Annotated in this window: 15 protein-coding genes; 7 read left to right on the top strand and 8 right to left on the bottom strand. The window is 73.7% G+C overall.

Translation table 11 applies throughout. The features are described 5' to 3' along the window. Positions 1 to 7: 7 nt before the first annotated feature. Positions 8 to 1,165, top strand: a complete 1,158-nt coding sequence (locus tag ACFWZ5_RS17825) for an ROK family transcriptional regulator (protein ID WP_384796559.1) — start codon at positions 8 to 10, stop codon at positions 1,163 to 1,165. An 87-nt stretch (positions 1,166 to 1,252) separates the two neighbouring features. On the opposite strand, the gene ACFWZ5_RS17820 is transcribed toward ACFWZ5_RS17825, so the two are convergent. Next, the gene (locus ACFWZ5_RS17820; protein ID WP_384796561.1) at positions 1,253 to 2,014 is read right to left on the bottom strand and encodes a GntR family transcriptional regulator; all 762 of its coding nucleotides are present in this window, start codon (positions 2,012 to 2,014) and stop codon (positions 1,253 to 1,255) included. Between the two features lie 288 nt (positions 2,015 to 2,302). Then, entirely contained in the window at positions 2,303 to 3,193 is an 891-nt protein-coding gene (locus ACFWZ5_RS17815) for an RNA polymerase sigma-70 factor (RefSeq protein WP_384796591.1), read from the bottom strand. A 200-nt stretch (positions 3,194 to 3,393) separates the two neighbouring features. Between ACFWZ5_RS17815 and ACFWZ5_RS17810 the strand changes: the two genes are divergently transcribed. Then, the gene (locus ACFWZ5_RS17810) at positions 3,394 to 4,242 is read left to right on the top strand and encodes an alpha/beta fold hydrolase (RefSeq protein ID WP_384796563.1); all 849 of its coding nucleotides are present in this window, start codon (positions 3,394 to 3,396) and stop codon (positions 4,240 to 4,242) included. A 112-nt stretch (positions 4,243 to 4,354) separates the two neighbouring features. Here ACFWZ5_RS17810 and ACFWZ5_RS17805 read toward each other — a convergent pair whose 3' ends face one another. Beyond that, the gene (locus ACFWZ5_RS17805; protein ID WP_384796565.1) at positions 4,355 to 4,765 is read right to left on the bottom strand and encodes a VOC family protein; all 411 of its coding nucleotides are present in this window, start codon (positions 4,763 to 4,765) and stop codon (positions 4,355 to 4,357) included. A 261-nt stretch (positions 4,766 to 5,026) separates the two neighbouring features. Between ACFWZ5_RS17805 and ACFWZ5_RS17800 the strand changes: the two genes are divergently transcribed. Next, complete coding sequence (locus tag ACFWZ5_RS17800) at positions 5,027 to 6,607, top strand: alkaline phosphatase D family protein (RefSeq protein WP_384796567.1); 1,581 nt, start codon at positions 5,027 to 5,029, stop codon at positions 6,605 to 6,607. Between the two features lie 165 nt (positions 6,608 to 6,772). Next, the gene (locus ACFWZ5_RS17795) at positions 6,773 to 8,269 is read left to right on the top strand and encodes a GNAT family N-acetyltransferase (protein WP_384796569.1); all 1,497 of its coding nucleotides are present in this window, start codon (positions 6,773 to 6,775) and stop codon (positions 8,267 to 8,269) included. Positions 8,270 to 8,330: 61 nt separating this feature from the next. On the opposite strand, the gene ACFWZ5_RS17790 is transcribed toward ACFWZ5_RS17795, so the two are convergent. Both ACFWZ5_RS17790 and ACFWZ5_RS17785 read right to left on the bottom strand, forming a co-directional pair. Next, a complete protein-coding gene (locus tag ACFWZ5_RS17790) occupies positions 8,331 to 9,227 on the bottom strand; it encodes an NAD(P)-dependent oxidoreductase (protein ID WP_384796571.1) in 897 nt (298 codons plus the stop codon). Between the two features lie 70 nt (positions 9,228 to 9,297). After that, positions 9,298 to 9,882, bottom strand: coding sequence for a TetR/AcrR family transcriptional regulator (locus tag ACFWZ5_RS17785; protein ID WP_384796573.1), 585 nt, complete (start codon positions 9,880 to 9,882; stop codon positions 9,298 to 9,300). A 123-nt stretch (positions 9,883 to 10,005) separates the two neighbouring features. On the opposite strand from ACFWZ5_RS17785, the gene ACFWZ5_RS17780 reads away from it, so the two are divergent. Then, positions 10,006 to 11,718 carry a DUF885 domain-containing protein gene (locus ACFWZ5_RS17780; protein WP_384796575.1) on the top strand — a complete coding sequence of 571 codons (1,713 nt, stop codon included), beginning with the start codon at positions 10,006 to 10,008 and terminating at the stop codon, positions 11,716 to 11,718. Positions 11,719 to 11,740: 22 nt separating this feature from the next. On the opposite strand, the gene ACFWZ5_RS17775 is transcribed toward ACFWZ5_RS17780, so the two are convergent. Further along, entirely contained in the window at positions 11,741 to 12,586 is an 846-nt protein-coding gene (locus ACFWZ5_RS17775) for an SDR family oxidoreductase (protein WP_384796577.1), read from the bottom strand. Positions 12,587 to 12,658: 72 nt separating this feature from the next. Beyond that, a complete protein-coding gene (locus tag ACFWZ5_RS17770; protein ID WP_384796579.1) occupies positions 12,659 to 13,168 on the bottom strand; it encodes a rhodanese-like domain-containing protein in 510 nt (169 codons plus the stop codon). Positions 13,169 to 13,262: 94 nt separating this feature from the next. Here ACFWZ5_RS17770 and ACFWZ5_RS17765 point away from each other — a divergent pair, with 94 nt between their 5' ends. Beyond that, positions 13,263 to 13,709: an Lrp/AsnC family transcriptional regulator gene (locus tag ACFWZ5_RS17765; protein ID WP_384796581.1), complete on the top strand. Its 447-nt coding sequence runs from the start codon at positions 13,263 to 13,265 to the stop codon at positions 13,707 to 13,709. Positions 13,710 to 13,731: 22 nt separating this feature from the next. Here ACFWZ5_RS17765 and ACFWZ5_RS17760 read toward each other — a convergent pair whose 3' ends face one another. Further along, on the bottom strand, positions 13,732 to 14,763 hold the full coding sequence (locus ACFWZ5_RS17760) for an Lrp/AsnC family transcriptional regulator (protein ID WP_384796583.1): 1,032 nt from the start codon (positions 14,761 to 14,763) through the stop codon (positions 13,732 to 13,734). Between the two features lie 125 nt (positions 14,764 to 14,888). On the opposite strand from ACFWZ5_RS17760, the gene ACFWZ5_RS17755 reads away from it, so the two are divergent. Continuing rightward, entirely contained in the window at positions 14,889 to 15,716 is an 828-nt protein-coding gene (locus tag ACFWZ5_RS17755) for an inositol monophosphatase family protein (RefSeq protein ID WP_384796585.1), read from the top strand. The last annotated feature ends 13 nt before the right edge of the window (positions 15,717 to 15,729 follow it).

Here is a 15,729-nt window from a genome sequence, read left to right as displayed (position 1 = left end):
ACGGACGTTGGGGCGGCTGACCGGCGGAGATCCTTCTCTGCTACGGCGGATCAACTCCGCGGTGGTGCTGCACGCGCTGCGCGCGGCGGATTTCGCGACACTGACGGAGATCACCCGTGCGACGGGCCTGTCCCGGCCCACCGTGGAGGGCGTGGTCGAGGGCCTGATCGAGGCCGGGCTCGTCGTGGAGACGGACGCGGACGACGGCACGGCGCGGCGCCAGGGGCGACCCGCGCGGAAGTTCCGCTTCCGGGCGGAGGCCGGGCATCTGCTCGGCCTGGAGATCGGGCCGCACCGCGTGGCGGCCGTCCTGTCCGACCTGGACGGCAAGATCCTCGGTACGGCGGCGAAGGACGTGTCGGAGACGGCGTCCGCGGACGAGCGCCTGGAGCGGCTGCGCGGCGCGATCGCCGATCTGCTGCGCCGGGCCGGGGTCGCACGTGACTCGCTGCGCGCGGTGGGCGTGGGCAGTCCGGGCATCGTGGAGGCCGACGGTTCGGTGCGGCTGAGCACCGCGCTGCCCGGCTGGACGGGGCTGCCCCTGGGCGAGCGGCTCCGCCGCTCCTTCAAGTGCCCGGTCCTGGTGGAGAACGACGCGAACGCGGCGGCGGTCGCCGAGCACTGGAAGGGCGCGGCGACGGCGTCGGACGACGTCGTGTTCGTGCTCGCCGGGCTGAGCCCCGGCGCGGGCTCGCTGATCGGAGGGCGGCTGCACCGCGGGTACGGCGGCGCGGCGGGCGAGATCGGCGCGCTGCATCTCCTTGGCCGCGAGGTCACTCCGGAGACGCTGCTCTCGACCACGGACGAGCCGCTGCACCCGCTGGACGAGCAGGCGGTCGCGGACGTCTTCGCGCTCGCCCGCGAGGGCGACGAGCGGGCGCGGGCGGCGGTCGACCGTTTCATCCGGCGCCTGGTGCACGACGTGGCGGCGCTGGTGCTCGCCCTCGACCCGGAGCTGGTCGTGGTGGGCGGCTGGGCGGCGGGCCTCGACGGCGTCCTGGAGCCGCTCCACCGCGAGCTGGCCCGCTACTGCCTGCGGCCGCCCCGGGTCACGCTGTCGATGCTCGGCGAGGCGGCCGTCGCGACCGGGGCGTTGCGGCTTGCGCTCGACCATGTGGACGCGGAGCTGTTCGCCGTGGAGGGAACGGTTACCGCGCGGCGTTGAACCAGGGTTGGGCACCGTGGGATGCCTTGCCCCGTATTCGCGCTGCGCGCTCGTCCTCAAAGCCGGACGGGCTGACTTCAGCTCCGCCTACGAGGCCTGGCGCTCGGGGCCGTGGTGGATTTCCACCGCGCCCTCGTCGCCGAAGGTGAGGCGGCAGGTGTCCGCGCGGTACGTGGCCACGGCGAGCGCCGCCGTGCGGCCTGCCGCGAGGAAGCGGGTGGTGACCACCAGGACCGGGGCACCCGGCAGTCGGTCGAGGGCCCTGGCGTCGTCCGCGCGGGCCGAGCCGAGCTCGACGGCGCGGTCCTGGCCTTCGAGGGCGAGGCGCCCGAGCTCCCGCAGCACGGCACGCGCGCGTGCGGGCCCCGCGGGGGCGTCGATCGCGGTGAGGTCGGGGACCGAGGACGCCGGTACGTACAGGAGCTCGGCGGCGACGGGCTGGCCGTGCGAGACGCGGGTGCGGCGCACCGTGTGCACCGGCTCGTCCGGAGCGGTGTCCAGGGCGCGGGCGACGTCGGCGGGCGGCGGGGCGAGCTCGCTGTCCGCGGGCTGCCAGGCGTCGCCCTCGGCGCCGGGCCAGGTGCCCTGGGCGGAGCAGACGTCCACGCCCATGCGCGGCGGGGCGACGGTCGTGCCGACGCCGCGGCGGCGCTGCAGCCGGCCTTCCAGTTCCAGCTGCTCCAGGGCCTGTCGGAGCGTCGCGCGGGCGACGCCGAAGCGGGCCGCGAGCTCTCGTTCGTTGGGCAGGATCTCGCCCACGGAGAACTCGGAGTCCAGTGCTTCGCTGAGCACGGTCTTGAGGTGCCAGTACTTCGGCTCAGGCACCGATTCCAGCTGCGTGGTCCCCACCCTGTCCTCCGCAATCGCCGTGCGCAGGCGGCTTTTCAGCGCCTTGTTTATTAAAGGTTCCTGCACTATCTCAGCGACGATAGAGCCGCACCCACCCTTGGTCAAGACCAATCCTGCGACCGTTACAGCCCGCACAGAAGTGATGCCACAGAGCATTCACGCGGTGTTCTCGCCCGGTCGACACCCTGCGTGCCCGGGTGACGCAATCCGGTACGTCCCGGCCGCGCCCACGCAAGCCGAGGCCCCCGCCTACAGCCCAGGCGGGGGCCTGTCACACCGGTCGCGGCCCTAGTCCACGAGGCCCACGAGCTTGTCCGGATTCCGTACGATGTACACGCGCTGGATCCGCCCCTCGGCGACCTCCAGCTGAAAGACGGAGTCCAGCTTCCCGTCGACGACGAAGAGCACGGAGTCCGCGCCGTTGAGCTCCATGAAGCGGATCTCGTACGTGGAGGCGCCCGGCACGCCCTTCCGCGCGGCGCCGAGCAGGAAGCGGCCCACCTTGTCGGCCGACTCCACGACGCGCAGCGGCGCCCTGCTCTTGCCGCCGCTGTCGCCGACGAGGCTGACGTCCGGGGCGAGCAGCGACATCAGGCCCTCCAGGTCGCCGTCCGACGCCGCGGCGAGGAAGCGCTCCGTCAGGTCCCGCCGCTCGGCCGGGTCGACGTCGTACCGCGGCCTGCCCTCGTCGACGTGCTTGCGGGCCCGCCCGGCGAGCTGGCGCACCGCGGCCTCGCTGCGGTCCAGGGTCTGGGCGATCTCGGCGTAGGGGTACCCGAAGGCCTCGCGCAGCACGAAGACGGCGCGCTCCAGGGGCGAGAGGGACTCCAGGACGACGAGGACGGCGAGCGACACGGAGTCGGCGAGGACGGCCTGCTCGGCGGTGTCGGGGACGGTCGGCCCGAAGTCGGTCACGAAGGGCTCGGGCAGCCAGGGGCCGACGTACGCCTCGCGGCGCGACTGGACGTGGCGGAGCCGGTCGATGGCGAGCCGGGTGGTGATCCGCACCAAGTAGGCGCGCGGTTCGCGCACTTCCTGGCGCTCGGTCGCGGACCAGCGCAGCCAGGCGTCCTGGACGACGTCCTCCGCGTCGGCCACCCGGCCGAGCATGCGGTAGGCGACGCCGAGGAGGACGGGCCGGTGCTCTTCGAAGACGTCGGTCTCGGTGTCGGTGTCGATAGCCACCTCTCCATCCCAACCGACGTGCCTCCCGCTGTCCAGCCGCGAGGGGTCCGCCGGACCAGGATCACAGTCACCGCGCCCGGAGGCGCCGCGGGGCGTCCTGGACGGCCGCCGCCAACCGGTGTCCCCGGCCCTCTTGAACTCGGGTCTACCGAGCGGTAATTGTTGCTGACAAGGTGTCTAAGTCAGGAGCAGTCATGGCCGCAGAGGTGGCACAGGCCGCAGAGGTCTCGTTCAGCGTCGATTCGCCCCGCGGCCCGCGCACGGTGACCGTCGCCTACGAACGCTCGGGCTCCGGTGCCCCCTTGCTCCTGCTGCACGGCATCGGGCACCACCGGCAGGCGTGGGACCCGGTCGTCGGCATCCTCGCCGCCGAGCGCGACGTGATCGCGGTGGACCTGCCCGGCTTCGGCGCCTCGCCCGCGCTGCCGGACGGCCTCGCGTACGACCTGACCTCCGTGGTGCCCACGCTGCACGCCCTGTGCGGGGCACTCGGCGTCGAGCGCCCGCACGTGGCGGGCAACTCCCTCGGCGGCCTGCTCGCCCTCGAGCTCGGCCGCGAGAAGCTGGTGCGGTCCGTCACCGCCCTGTCGCCCGCGGGGTTCTGGTCCGAGGCGGAGCGGCGGTACGCGTTCGCCATGCTCCTCGCGATGCGCCGCGGCGCGGTCACCCTGTCGGTGCCGATGATCGAGCGCCTCTCGCGGACCGCCGCGGGCCGCACCGCCCTGACGGGCACCATCTACGCCCGCCCCTGGCGCCGTTCCCCCGAAGCCGCCGTGGCCGAGACCCTCGCGCTGCGCTATGCGTCGGGGTTCCACGAGACGCTGGCCGCCGGGCAGGACGTGGCCTTCCGCGACGACGTGCCGGGGTTGCCGGTGACCGTCGCGTGGGGCACCCGCGACCGGCTGCTCGTGCGCCGCCAGGGCGTCCGCGCCAAGCAGGCCATTCCCGGCGCCCGGCTCGTGCGGCTGCCCGGCTGCGGGCACGTCCCGATGAACGACGACCCGGCGCTCGTGGCGCGCGTCATCCTGGACACCAGCCGCTGACGCGACGCTACGGAGAGGCGTGATTCAGGAGCACGCACCGCTGACGTGGTACTACGGAGACGCGTGGTTCAGGGACACGGTCCGCTGACGCCGTGCTTCGGAGACGCGTGGTTCAGGAGTTGGACCAGGCGCGCTTGGTCAGCACCAGGCGGTAGCCGTCCGGGTCCGCCACGGTGACGCCCCACTCGTTCCAGTACGGGTTGGGCGACTGCACGCGCGTGCCGCCGTGCTCCACGAGGCGGGCGACGGCCTCCTCCGGCACCTCCTCGTCCAGGTAGACCACGAGCAGGTCCTCCTCGGTGGGCCGCGGCTCCACGGGGGCGGCGGTCTCGTGGACGAGTTCGAGGTGCCAGGAGCCGTCGGGCCAGCCGACCATGAGCAGCTCGTGGTCGCCGTGGCCGCCGCTGCCGTCCGTGCGCCAGATCACGCTCAGGCCGAGGCCGTCCACCCAGAAGCGCTCCGCGGCGGCGAGGTCGCGGCAGGGGCGGGCGATGCGGATGTGGCTCTGGCCGTTGAGGGGCACGGGGGTTCTCCTTGACGGTCGGCACGCTCTGTCGCGCCGGGTCCCGTCACCCTAAGCTGTGTCGATCTTGACCACATCGGGCGTCCGTCCTCGTGCGCACGGCCCCGCGGCGTACGACCGTGGGACTAGGGCTTCCCGTGTCCGCGCGGCGGTTCCCCTGCGGGTATGGCCAGTTGTTCACTTGGGGTTCGCATGGGAGCCGTGACACGGAAGTAGACGTGGCCCGGTACACGGAACACCGCACGCCCTGGAGGCGCCCTGATGTCACACCGTCCGTCGAGCCCGTCCCCGCGCCGCCGCAGCCTGCTGCGCGGTTCGCTCGCCGTGCCCGCGGCGCTCGCCGTGCCCGCCCTGGGCGGCGGTGCCCCGGCGCTCGGCCTCTCGGGGCGTCCGCGCGCCCGTTGGGGGGTGCAGGCCGGTGACGTGGGCGCGCACTCGGGCCTGGTGTGGGTACGGTCGGACCGGCCCGCCCGCATGATCGTCGAAACGTCCGCCACCGAGTCGTTCCGCAACGCGAAGCGCTGGCAAGGGCCGCTGCTCGGCCCGGGCACCGACTTCACGGGCACCACCCGCCTCCGGGGGCTGCCCTCCGGGGAGCAGATCCACTACCGCGTGCGGCTCGCCGACCCGGACGACCCGCGGCGCACGGGCGAGCCGGTCACCGGCACGTTCCGCACGGTCTCGCTGAGACGCCGGGACGACGTGCGCTTCCTGTGGTCGGGCGACATCGCGGGCCAGGGCTGGGGCATCAACCCCGACCTCGGCGGCTGGCGCGTGTACGAGGAGATGCGCCGGCGCAACCCGGACTTCTTCCTGTGCAGCGGCGACAACATCTACGCCGACGGCCCCATCCAGGCGAGCGTCACGCTGCCCGACGGCCGGGTGTGGAAGAACATCACCACTCCGGAGAAGTCGAAGGTCGCCGAGACGCTCGCGGAGTTCCGCGGCAACTTCCGCTACAACCTGCTCGACGAGCACGTACGCCGCTTCAACGCGCAGGTGCCGTCCATCGTGCAGTGGGACGACCACGAGGTGCGCAACAACTGGTACCCCGGGCAGATCCTCGACGACGCCCGCTACACGGAGAAGAACGTCGACGTCCTCGCGGCGCGCTCCCTGCGGGCGTTCAGCGAGTACTACCCGATCTCCACGCGGCGCCCGGGCGACCGGGACGGCCGGGTCTACCGCGTCCTGCGGCACGGCCCGCTGCTCGACGTGTTCGTGCTCGACATGCGGACGTACCGGAACGCCAACTCGCCGAACCGGCAGCCCGAGGACGCGACCGGCATCCTCGGCGCCGAGCAGCTCGCCTGGCTGAAGCGGGAGCTGTCGCGCTCGCGCGCCGTGTGGAAGGTGATCGCGTCCGACATGCCGCTCGGCCTGGTCGTGCCCGACGGCAGGACGAACTTCGAGGCCGTCGCGCAGGGCGACCCGGGCGCGCCGCTCGGCCGCGAGCTGCAGATCGCCGAGCTCCTGCGGCACATCAAGCACCAGAAGATCACGGGCACGCTGTGGCTGACCGCCGACGTGCACTACACGTCGGCGCAGCACTACGACCCCGCGCGGGCCGCGTTCAAGGACTTCGCGCCGTTCTGGGAGTTCGTGTCCGGACCGCTCGCGGCGGGCGGTTTCCCGGCCGTGAAACTCGATGGAACCTTCGGCCCTGACCAGACGTTCGTCAAAGCGCCGGACCGGCCCAACACGTCGCCGGCGGAGACACCGCCGTACTACGGAGAGGTGGACATCGACGGCGACAGCGGCGAGTTGACGGTGCGGCTGCGGCAGCAGGGCGGAGGCGTCCTCTTCACCAAGGTGCTGCAGCCGGGGCGTGTGGGCCAGTGAGCTGAGCCAGTGAGCTGAGGTGGACGCGCGGGCCGGTCTCGGCCGACGGGGGACAACGACGGAAACCACGGTGAACAAAAGGGAATGAAAACGACAGAACCGCTCTTAACTCATCAGTCACAAACCGTTCGTGATCACGCAACACCACTCGGCCACAGTGGCCGTATGAGTGCTGAGATGTCCGATGTGACACGCAAGAAGCACGGGAGGCCGGTGCACCACTGGCGCCGTGACGTCGTCGAGCTGGCCGCGCTGTTCACGGCGGTGGCCGTCGCGGACGCCGTGGCGAACCTGGTGGGGCACGGCCCGGACGGGCCCGAGCTGCTCCTGGTCTCGGCCGTGGTGCTCCTCGCCACGGCCGGGTTCCACACATGGTGGGCACACCGCCACACCCATGCGCCGCCGGGCACGGGCCCCGCCGATACCGACGCCCGGTCCGCCGCGACGGAGGACCGGGCCAAGGCGGCGGAGAACCGGGCCGGGGCCGCGCACGAAGCGGCGGACGGCGCGGCAGGCGGCGCACCGGAAGGCCCGGACAGCGCGGCCGACGGCACGGCGGCTCCCGGTGAGTCGACGACGCTGTGGCGCATGCGGACCACCGTGCGCGACGAGCCCGGCTCGCTCGCCACGCTGTGCACGGCGCTCGCGCACGAGCGCGTCGACATCCTCAGCCTCCAGGCACACCCGCTGGGGGACGGCACGGTCGACGAGTTCCTGCTGCGCGCGCCCACCGCGCTGGCCGCCGCGGACCTCACCCGCGCGGTGGCCCGCGCGGGCGGCTCGAGCACCTGGATCGAGCGCGCGGACGCCCACGACCTGGTGGACGCGCCCACCCGCATCCTGGGCCTGGCCACCCGCACGGCCCTCGACGCGGCCGAGCTCCCGCTCGCGCTGCGCCAGCTGCTCGGCCGCTGCACGATCAGGTCGCTGCCGTCCGCTCCGGCACGCGAGGGCCACCACCCGAAGGAAGCGGCGCCCGTCGAGGGCGCCATGGAAGGGACCGTGCTGCGACTGCGGGCCCCCGAAGGCGGAGTGATCACGGTCGAGCGCCCGTACCTCCCGTTCACCCCCACGGAGTTCGCCCGCGCGCGGGCCCTCGTGGAGCTGGACGCCCGGCTCGGCCCGCGGGTCCCCCGCGGCAAGGACGTGCTGACGCTCGCCGAGGGTTCCGACATCACGGTGAGCCGCGCCGACGCCTCCGACATCGAGGGCGCGAAGGCCATGCACGAGCGCTGCTCCCCGCGCACCCTGAGCATGCGGTACCACGGCCCCGTGCACGACGCCGACCGCTATCTCAACCACCTCCTTAGCCCCCGCTTCGGCCGCACCCTCGCCGCCCGGACGGCCTCCGGGCGGGTCGTCGGCCTCGGCCACCTCCTGTGGGACGGCGACGAGACGGAGATAGCGCTGCTCGTCGAGGACGACTGGCAGCGCCGCGGCATCGGCGGCGAACTGCTCGACCGCCTGGTGGCGATGGCGACCGAAGCGGGCTGCGACAGCGTGTACGCGGTCACGCAGTCGTCCAACACGGGCATGGTCGCCGCGATGCGCCGCCTCGGCCTGCCCCTCGACTTCCAGATCGAGGAGGGCACGCTGGTCATCACGGCGCGCCTGGACACCACACCGGTGGGCCCGCAACTGCCGTACGAAAGGCGCCACTAGGACGTCCCGTGCCGGGGCCCGGCAGGCCCCGGCACACCTCCTCCCCCACCCGTCGCCGCGATCACGCCTTTGCGGCGAGGTACGAGGCGGCCATGTCCTTGTCGCCGTGCCCCGCGTCGGCGGCGCGCCGGAACCGCCGCAGCCCGGCCGCCGTGACGTCGACGGCCACGCCCGCGGCCCCGGCGGCATCGACGACGAGGCGCGCGTCCTTCGCCGCGTTGTCCACGGAGAAGCTGGCCGCGTAGTCGCCGGAGAGCATCGCGGCGGCCTTGGCCTGGAAGAAGGGGCTGTCCAGCGGGCCGCCCGCGACCACGTCGGCCACGAGCGCCGGATCGACGCCCAGGCCCTCGGCCAGGGCGAGGCTCTCGGCGGCACCATGGGTGAGGGCGAACACGAAGCTGTTCAGGGCGAGCTTGAGGCGGCTCGCGGCGCCGGGCGCCTCCGCCACCCACACGGTCCGGCTGCCGACGACGTCGAACACCGGCTCCACGCGCTCCCGGTGCTCCTGCGGACCCGCGGCCAGGACCACGAGGCGACCGAGCTCCGCCGGCTGCTTGGTGCCCTGCACCGGCGCGTCGTACAGCACCAGGCCGTGCCGCTCGGCGACGCCGGCCAGCTCCTCGATGCCGACGCCGTCGGGGGCACCCGCCGAGACGCCCACCGTGCTCAGCTGCGCCCACACCGCACCCTCGGCGAGGCCCGGGGCCGCCGCCTCCATCACCTCGCGCACCGCCGGTCCGTCCTTGAGGACCGTCACGACCACGTCGGCGCCCGCGACCGCCGCGGCAGGAGTGTCCGCCACCTCGATGCCGTCGGTCGCGGCCAGCGCGTCCGCCGCGGCGCGCGTCCTGTTCCAGACGCTCACCGCGTGCGCCTGCGCGAGGTTGCGCGCCACGGGCGCGCCGATGGTGCCGGTGCCGAGCACGGCGATCTTCATCCCGGTCTTCCTGTCCGCCACGTGAGACCCTCCCTACTGATTTGACCGATCGTTCTTTTATTCGAGTACGCGCGAGTGCGGCACGAGGCCGTCAGCCGAGGAGCGCCAGCGCCTGCTCCGCCGCGTCCCGGACGCGGCGCTCGCCGCCGGAGACCTTGCCGACGACCCGCATCCCCTGGAGCAGCACGAGCAGCGTCCGGGCCAGGGCGCGCGGATCACGGTCGTGCGGAAGCTCCCCCTCGGCCCGCGCGCGGACGAGCGCGGAGTGCAGCAGCGTCTCCAGCTGCTCCCAGTTCCGCTCGACCCTGCGCTCCGCCTCGGTGTCGTGCGGGGCCAGCTCCGCGGCCGTGTTGGTGACGAAACAGCCGTGCCTGCGGGACTCGCCCGCCGAGGCCTCCGCGGCGAAGCGGCGCACCACGGCCCGCACGCCCGGCAGCGCGGGCCCCGGCCGGGACAGCTCGTCGAGCAGCCCGCCCTCACCCGCCTCCATGTAGCGGTCGAGCGCCTTCAGATACAGGTCGTGCTTGTTGCCGAAGGTGGCGTAGATGCTGGCCCGGCCGATGCCCAGGTGCGCGACGAGGTCCGCCATGGACGTCGCCTCGTACCCGCGGCTCCAGAACAGTTCGAGCGCCGACTGGAGCGCGGCGTCGGGGTCGAATTCCTTGGTCCTGGCCATGCCCCAGACGCTAGCCCCATCTGGAACGGTCAGTCAAATAAACCACCCAAGGTCCACGGCAGCCGGACCACCGGGCGCGATACGCCAGTGACGCGCGGCCCCCTCCCGTACCAGGATGTCCGCATGTCAGACACGCAGATCACCAGCACGGCCGCGGGCCCCGGTCCGCTGCCCCGCGAGGTCGCCGACGCGTACGTCGACGAGCTCGTCGTCCTCGACCCGGTCACCGGCACCTACCTCGGCGTCAAGGAGAGCCACAGCAAGCTGCCCGACCTCTCCCCCGCGGGCCACCAGGAGCGGGCCGACCTCGCGCGCGCCACCCTCGCGCGGCTCGACGAGGCCGAGCGCAGGCCCGGCGCCGACGCCGCGATCGAGCGGCGCTGCGCCCGGCTGCTGCGCGAGCGGCTCACGGCGGAGCTCGCCGTGCACGAGGCCGACGACGCGCTGCGCACCGTCGGCAACCTCGGGACGCCGCCGCACGAGGTCCGGGAGATCTTCACGGTGACGCCGATGGAGACCGAGGAGGACTGGGCGGTGATCGCCGAGCGCCTGCGCGCGGTGCCCGCCGCGTACGAGGGCTATCGCGCGTCGCTCGAACTGGGCCTGGAGCGCGGTCTTCTCGGGCCGCCGCGGCCGACGGCCACGTTCATCGAGCAGCTGACGCAGTGGGCGGGTCCGGAGGGCGGGCCCGGCTGGTTCGAGGAGTTCGCGGCGGACGGTCCTGCCGCGCTGCGGGCCGAGCTCGACGCGGCCGCCCGGTCGGCGACCGGCTCGGTCGTGGCGCTGCGCGACTGGATGCGGGACGTGTACGCGCCCGCGATCGCGGGCGCCCCGGACACGGTGGGCCGTGCGCGCTACGCCCGCATGTCCCGCTTCTTCAACGGCACCGACCTGGACCTCGACGAGGCGTACGCGTACGGCTGGGCCGAGTACCACCGGCTGCTCGGCGAGATGCGGGCCGAGGCCGAGAAGATCCTGCCGGGCGCGGCCACGCCGTGGACGGCGCTCGCGCACCTCGACGAGCACGGCACCCACATCGAGGGCGTCGACGAGGTCAGGCAGTGGCTGCAGGACCTGATGGACGAGGCGATCGAGGAGCTCGACGGCACGCACTTCGAACTCGCCGAGCGCGTACGCAAGGTGGAGTCGCGGATCGCCCCGCCCGGCGGCGCCGCGGCCCCGTACTACACCGGCCCCTCGGAGGACTTCTCGCGGCCCGGCAGGACCTGGCTGCCGACGATGGGCCTGACCCGCTTCCCGGTGTACGACCTGGTGTCCACCTGGTACCACGAGGGCGTGCCCGGCCACCACCTCCAGCTCGCCCAGTGGGCGCACGTCGCGGAGAACCTGTCGCGCTACCAGGCGACCGTCGGCATCGTCAGCGCCAACGCCGAGGGCTGGGCGCTGTACGCGGAGCGGCTCATGGACGAGCTCGGCTTCCTCAAGGACCCGGAGCGGCGGCTCGGCTACCTCGACGCGCAGATGATGCGCGCCCTGCGGGTCATCGTGGACATCGGCATGCACCTGGAGCTCGAGATCCCCGCGGACTCCCCCTTCCACCCGGGCGAGCGGTGGACGCCGGACCTGGCGCAGGAGTTCTACGGCGCGCACTGCAGCCGTCCGGCGGACTTCGTCGAGAGCGAGATGACCCGCTATCTGACGATTCCGGGCCAGGCCATCGGCTACAAGCTCGGCGAGCGCGCCTGGCTGCTCGGCCGGGAGAACGCGCGGCGGCGGCACGGGGACGCGTTCGACGCGAAGGCCTGGCACATGGCGGCGCTCTCGCAGGGCTCGCTCGGCCTCGACGATCTGGTGGACGAGCTCTCGGCGCTGTGATCCGGTGGGGCGGCGGTCGGCGTCAGTGCCGGATGCCGCCCTCCGAGTCGATGACCTGCCCGGTGATCCAGGCCGCCTCGTCGGTGGCGAGCCACGCGATGAGCCGGGCCGGGTCGTCGGGCATGCCCCAGCGCCCGGCGGGGAAGAGGGCGGCGATCTCCTCGTAGGCCTCCCCCGTCATGTAACCGGTGTCCACGGGGCCCGGGTTGACGGTGTTCACCGTGACGCCGATCTCCGCGAGCGTCGTCGCGAGGGAACGGGTCACGGAGGCGAGGGCGCCCTTCTGGAGGCCGTAGGCGATCTCCGCGGGCATACCGCCCGCGTTGTCCTGGCCGGACGTCATCATCAGCACGCGGCCGCCCGGTGTGTGCGCGGGAAGTTCCGTACGCAGCCGGGCGTACGCCTGGACGAGCAGGATCACCGAGCGCGTGTCGACCGTCCAGTGCGCGTCGAGCATGGCGGCGTCGATCTCGTCGAGGGTGCCGTCGCTGCCGCTGCGCGCGTGGTTGGCGACGAGGATGTCGAGCCGTCCGCCGAGCGCTTCGGTGGCCGTGGCGATCAGCTCGGCGGGGGCGGCCGGGTCGGCCAGGTCGGCGGGGCCGTCGCAGACCAGGGCCTCCGGGTCGGCGCGGGCCTCGCGCACGGAGGCGGCGACGGCCTGCGGGGTGTCCGCGCCCCAGGGCATCTCGGCGTCGTGCGGGACGTGGTGGTGCAGGTAGACGCTTGCGCCGTAGGCGGCGAGGCGGCGGGCCACCGCGTGGCCTATGCCTGCGCGGCGGCTTGCGCCCGTTACCAGGGCCGTGCGGTTTCTCAACGGGAGGGGGTCGCGGCGGAGTTGGGCGGGGGTGGGGTGGGGAAGTCGAGGCATGACACCCCATGATGGGCGGCGGTCGCACGCGGCGCACGCCAATTCCGACCGGGCGCCGCGGTCCCGTCCGCCTCAGCAGCCGCAGTCCTCCGCGCCGACCGGCGCCGTCAAGGGGTCGGCCGCGCGGCGCGCCGGGCCCTCCCACGTCTCGTACGCGAAGCCCTCCCGTGCCCAGTACTCGAAGCCGCCGAGCATCTCCTTGACCTGGAAGCCCAGTTGGGCCAGGGCGAGGGCCGCGCGGGTCGCACCGTTGCAGCCGGGGCCCCAGCAGTACGTGACGACCGGGACCGACTTGTCGAGCAGGCGCTCGGCCTGGGCCGGGATGAGGGCCGTGGGCAGGTGCACGGCGCCGGGGATGTGGCCCTGGTCCCAGGACTCGGTGGAGCGGGAGTCGAGGACGACGAAGCCCGGTTCGCCGTCCGCGGCGAGCGCGGCGGCGACGTCCGACACGTCGGCGTGGAAGGCGAGGCTCGCGGCGAAGTGCGCGGCGGCCGCTGCGGGTGATGCCGGGGGCACGCGCAGGACGGGGTTCGGGGCGGGGGCCGAGGTGAGGGTGGCGGTGGCCGAGGTCGTCGTGTTCATGGCCGAAAATCTACGGGCGGCGGGCGCGGGCCTGAAGAGGCGATTAACGGCGGACCTCTTGATCAGCCGGGGTTTTCCCTGTTTCCTCTCGGACATGACCGGTTATTCCACGGACGCCACCGACTGGCGCATCCTCGATGTCCTCCAGCGGCAGGGCCGGGCCAGCTACGCCGAGCTGGCGCGGGCCGTGTCGATGTCCGCGAGCGCCGTCACCGAGCGCGTGCGCCGCCTGGAGGAGGCGGGAGTGATCCAGGGGTACGCGGCCGTGGTCGACCCGGAGCGGCTCGGCCTGCCCATCCTCGCGTTCGTGCGGCTTCGCTATCCGAACGGCAACTACAAGCCGTTCCACGACCTCGTCGACGCGACCCCCGAGATCCTGGAGGCGCACCACGTCACCGGTGACGACTGTTTCGTCATCAAGGTCGCCGCACGCTCGATGCGGCACCTTGAAGAGGTGTCCGGCAAGATCGGCGCGCTCGGGGCCGTGACGACGAGCATCGTCTACTCCTCGCCGCTGCCGCGGCGGCCTCTCGGGCAGTGAGCCCTGCCCCCTTGCCCACCGCCTACCCCGCCCGGCGCGTACCGGGGCGCTTGACCGCGCGCCCCACCAGGACCGTCTCCACCGCCCTCACGTCCAGTGAGCCGACGTCCCGCGTGAGGAACGCGTAGAGCGCGGGCAGGTCCCGCAGCCACACCGCCACGTGCAGGTTGGTGCGGCCGGTGGTCGCAAGGGCGCCGTGGACCGCGCCGTGCGCCGCCAGGATCCGCCCCACCCGGTCCAGGCGCCCCGGCGCCACCTCCATCAGCAAGTTGGCGTCGACCCCGAGCCCCAGGCGGCACGCGTCGACGTGGACGTGGGTGCGCAGCAGACCGCGTTCCCGCAGGGCCGCGAGGCGGCGGCGCACGGTCGACTCCGGGTGGCCGGTGCTCCGGGCGACCTCCGCGGCGGGCAGCCGGCCGTCCTCGGCGAGGGCGGCGATGAGGGCCTGGTCGGTGTGGTCGACCCGGTCGGTCCGGTGGGTCCGGTCGCCCTGGTGAGGCCTGTCGGTCCGGTCGGTCTCGTCCGGGCTGCCGCCCGCCGCGGCGTACGCGGACCGCGGCGCCGCGAACTCCGGGGTGAGGGCGGCCCGTTCGGCGGCGGTCAGCACGTCGTGGCGCCACTCGTGCGCCCCCTTGAAGACGTGCAGCACCGTCTGGGCGTCCACCGACGTCACCGCGTTGGTCGCGGGCAGTTGGCGGTGGACCAGGCGGTGCGGGGCCGCGGTGTCCGCGAGCAGGATCGCGCTGATCTCGTCCCCGCTCGCGGAGAGGTCCACGAACGGCACGTCCTCGCGGTCGGCGAGCGCCTTGGCGATCACTTCGGTCCGGCCGCGCAGCACCTTGATCCGCAGCGTCATCCCGGCGGGCGGCGCGCTCTGCCCGGGCAGGCCCACGACCCGGACCGTCCCGTCGCCGAGCAGTGCGGACCAGCGGCGGTGGACCACGCGCGTGCTCAGCCCGAGCACATCCGCGGCGCGTTCGGCGGTCAGCCGCCCGTCGCACTGCAGGGCCGCGACCAGCCGCTGGTCCCGGTCATCGAGTACGTCTTCGCTCATGTCGCCGGTCATGAGGACCAGTTTCGCCCATACGGGGCGGTGTGAAGGGCGTCGTCGGCCCGCGGCCACAGATCGTTGTCGTACACCGCATCGCGAGTCCGCGCCCCGCTCGAAGGAGAACGCCCATGTCCCGCACCGATCTCGGCTCCCGCACCGACCTCGACGCCCGCCTCCCCCGTATCGTCGCCGCCATGACGGACGCCGCCCAGGAGACCGGCGCGCTCCTCACCCGTCTCCCCCGCCCCGAACCCGCCCGCACCCTCGACGAGTTGCGCACCGCCTTCGACGCGGTCGACGCCCCGGCCACCGCCGTCCTGCGCGACCGGCTCGCCGCGCTCGTGCCGGACGCCGTGTGGGCCGACGAACTGGACACCGATCTCCCGGCGACAGGACAAGCGTGGGTCGCCGACGCCATCGACGGTGCCGTGCAGTATCTGCGCGGCATGCCGTACTGGTGCGTCAGCGTCGCCCTCGTGGAGGACGGGGAGCCCGTGGCCGCGGTGCTGCACTCGGCGGTGCTCGGTGAGACGTACACCGCGGCGCGCGGCTTCGGGGCCCGGCGCGACGGTGTGCCGCTCGCGCCGCTCCCCGGGGCGGAGCTCGACGCCGCGATCGTCGCGTCGAGCCAGCCGCACTCCGCGGCGGCGCAGCCCGAAGCGGTGGCCCGCGCGGGGCGCGCGCTGAGCGCGGTGGTGCCCGCGGTCGCCGCCGTACGCAATCTCGGCCCGGTGTCGTGGCAGGTCGCGGACGTGGCGGCGGGCCGCCTCGACGCGTTCTGGGAGTGCGGGCGCGACGAGGCCAACCTCCTCCCGGGCGCCCTGATCGCGCGTGAGGCCGGGGCGCGGGTCACCGACCTGGACGGCGGCGCGTGGCGGTCGGACGCGCCGGGCTTCCTCGTGGCACACGGGGCGCTGCACGGGCGCCTGCTGGAGGTCATCGGGCGGGGTGTGTGAGGCCGACCGGGAT

The organism is Streptomyces sp. NPDC059003, assembly GCF_042740445.1.
In the GTDB taxonomy this organism is placed as follows: Bacteria; Actinomycetota; Actinomycetes; order Streptomycetales; family Streptomycetaceae; genus Streptomyces.
This window is presented reverse-complemented; position numbering and strand designations above follow the sequence as displayed.

Excerpts from the sequence above, each read along its gene's own strand:
- ACFWZ5_RS17795 (WP_384796569.1), top strand. The coding sequence starts at position 6,773 with ATGAGTGCTGAGATGTCCGATGTGACACGCAAGAAGCACGGGAGGCCG.
- ACFWZ5_RS17765 (WP_384796581.1), top strand. The coding sequence starts at position 13,263 with ATGACCGGTTATTCCACGGACGCCACCGACTGGCGCATCCTCGATGTC.
- ACFWZ5_RS17810 (WP_384796563.1), top strand. The coding sequence starts at position 3,394 with ATGGCCGCAGAGGTGGCACAGGCCGCAGAGGTCTCGTTCAGCGTCGAT.
- ACFWZ5_RS17785 (WP_384796573.1), bottom strand. The coding sequence starts at position 9,882 with ATGGCCAGGACCAAGGAATTCGACCCCGACGCCGCGCTCCAGTCGGCG.
- ACFWZ5_RS17780 (WP_384796575.1), top strand. The coding sequence starts at position 10,006 with ATGTCAGACACGCAGATCACCAGCACGGCCGCGGGCCCCGGTCCGCTG.
- ACFWZ5_RS17800 (WP_384796567.1), top strand. The coding sequence starts at position 5,027 with ATGTCACACCGTCCGTCGAGCCCGTCCCCGCGCCGCCGCAGCCTGCTG.
- ACFWZ5_RS17770 (WP_384796579.1), bottom strand. The coding sequence starts at position 13,168 with ATGAACACGACGACCTCGGCCACCGCCACCCTCACCTCGGCCCCCGCC.
- ACFWZ5_RS17755 (WP_384796585.1), top strand. The coding sequence starts at position 14,889 with ATGTCCCGCACCGATCTCGGCTCCCGCACCGACCTCGACGCCCGCCTC.
- ACFWZ5_RS17760 (WP_384796583.1), bottom strand. The coding sequence starts at position 14,763 with ATGAGCGAAGACGTACTCGATGACCGGGACCAGCGGCTGGTCGCGGCC.
- ACFWZ5_RS17775 (WP_384796577.1), bottom strand. The coding sequence starts at position 12,586 with ATGCCTCGACTTCCCCACCCCACCCCCGCCCAACTCCGCCGCGACCCC.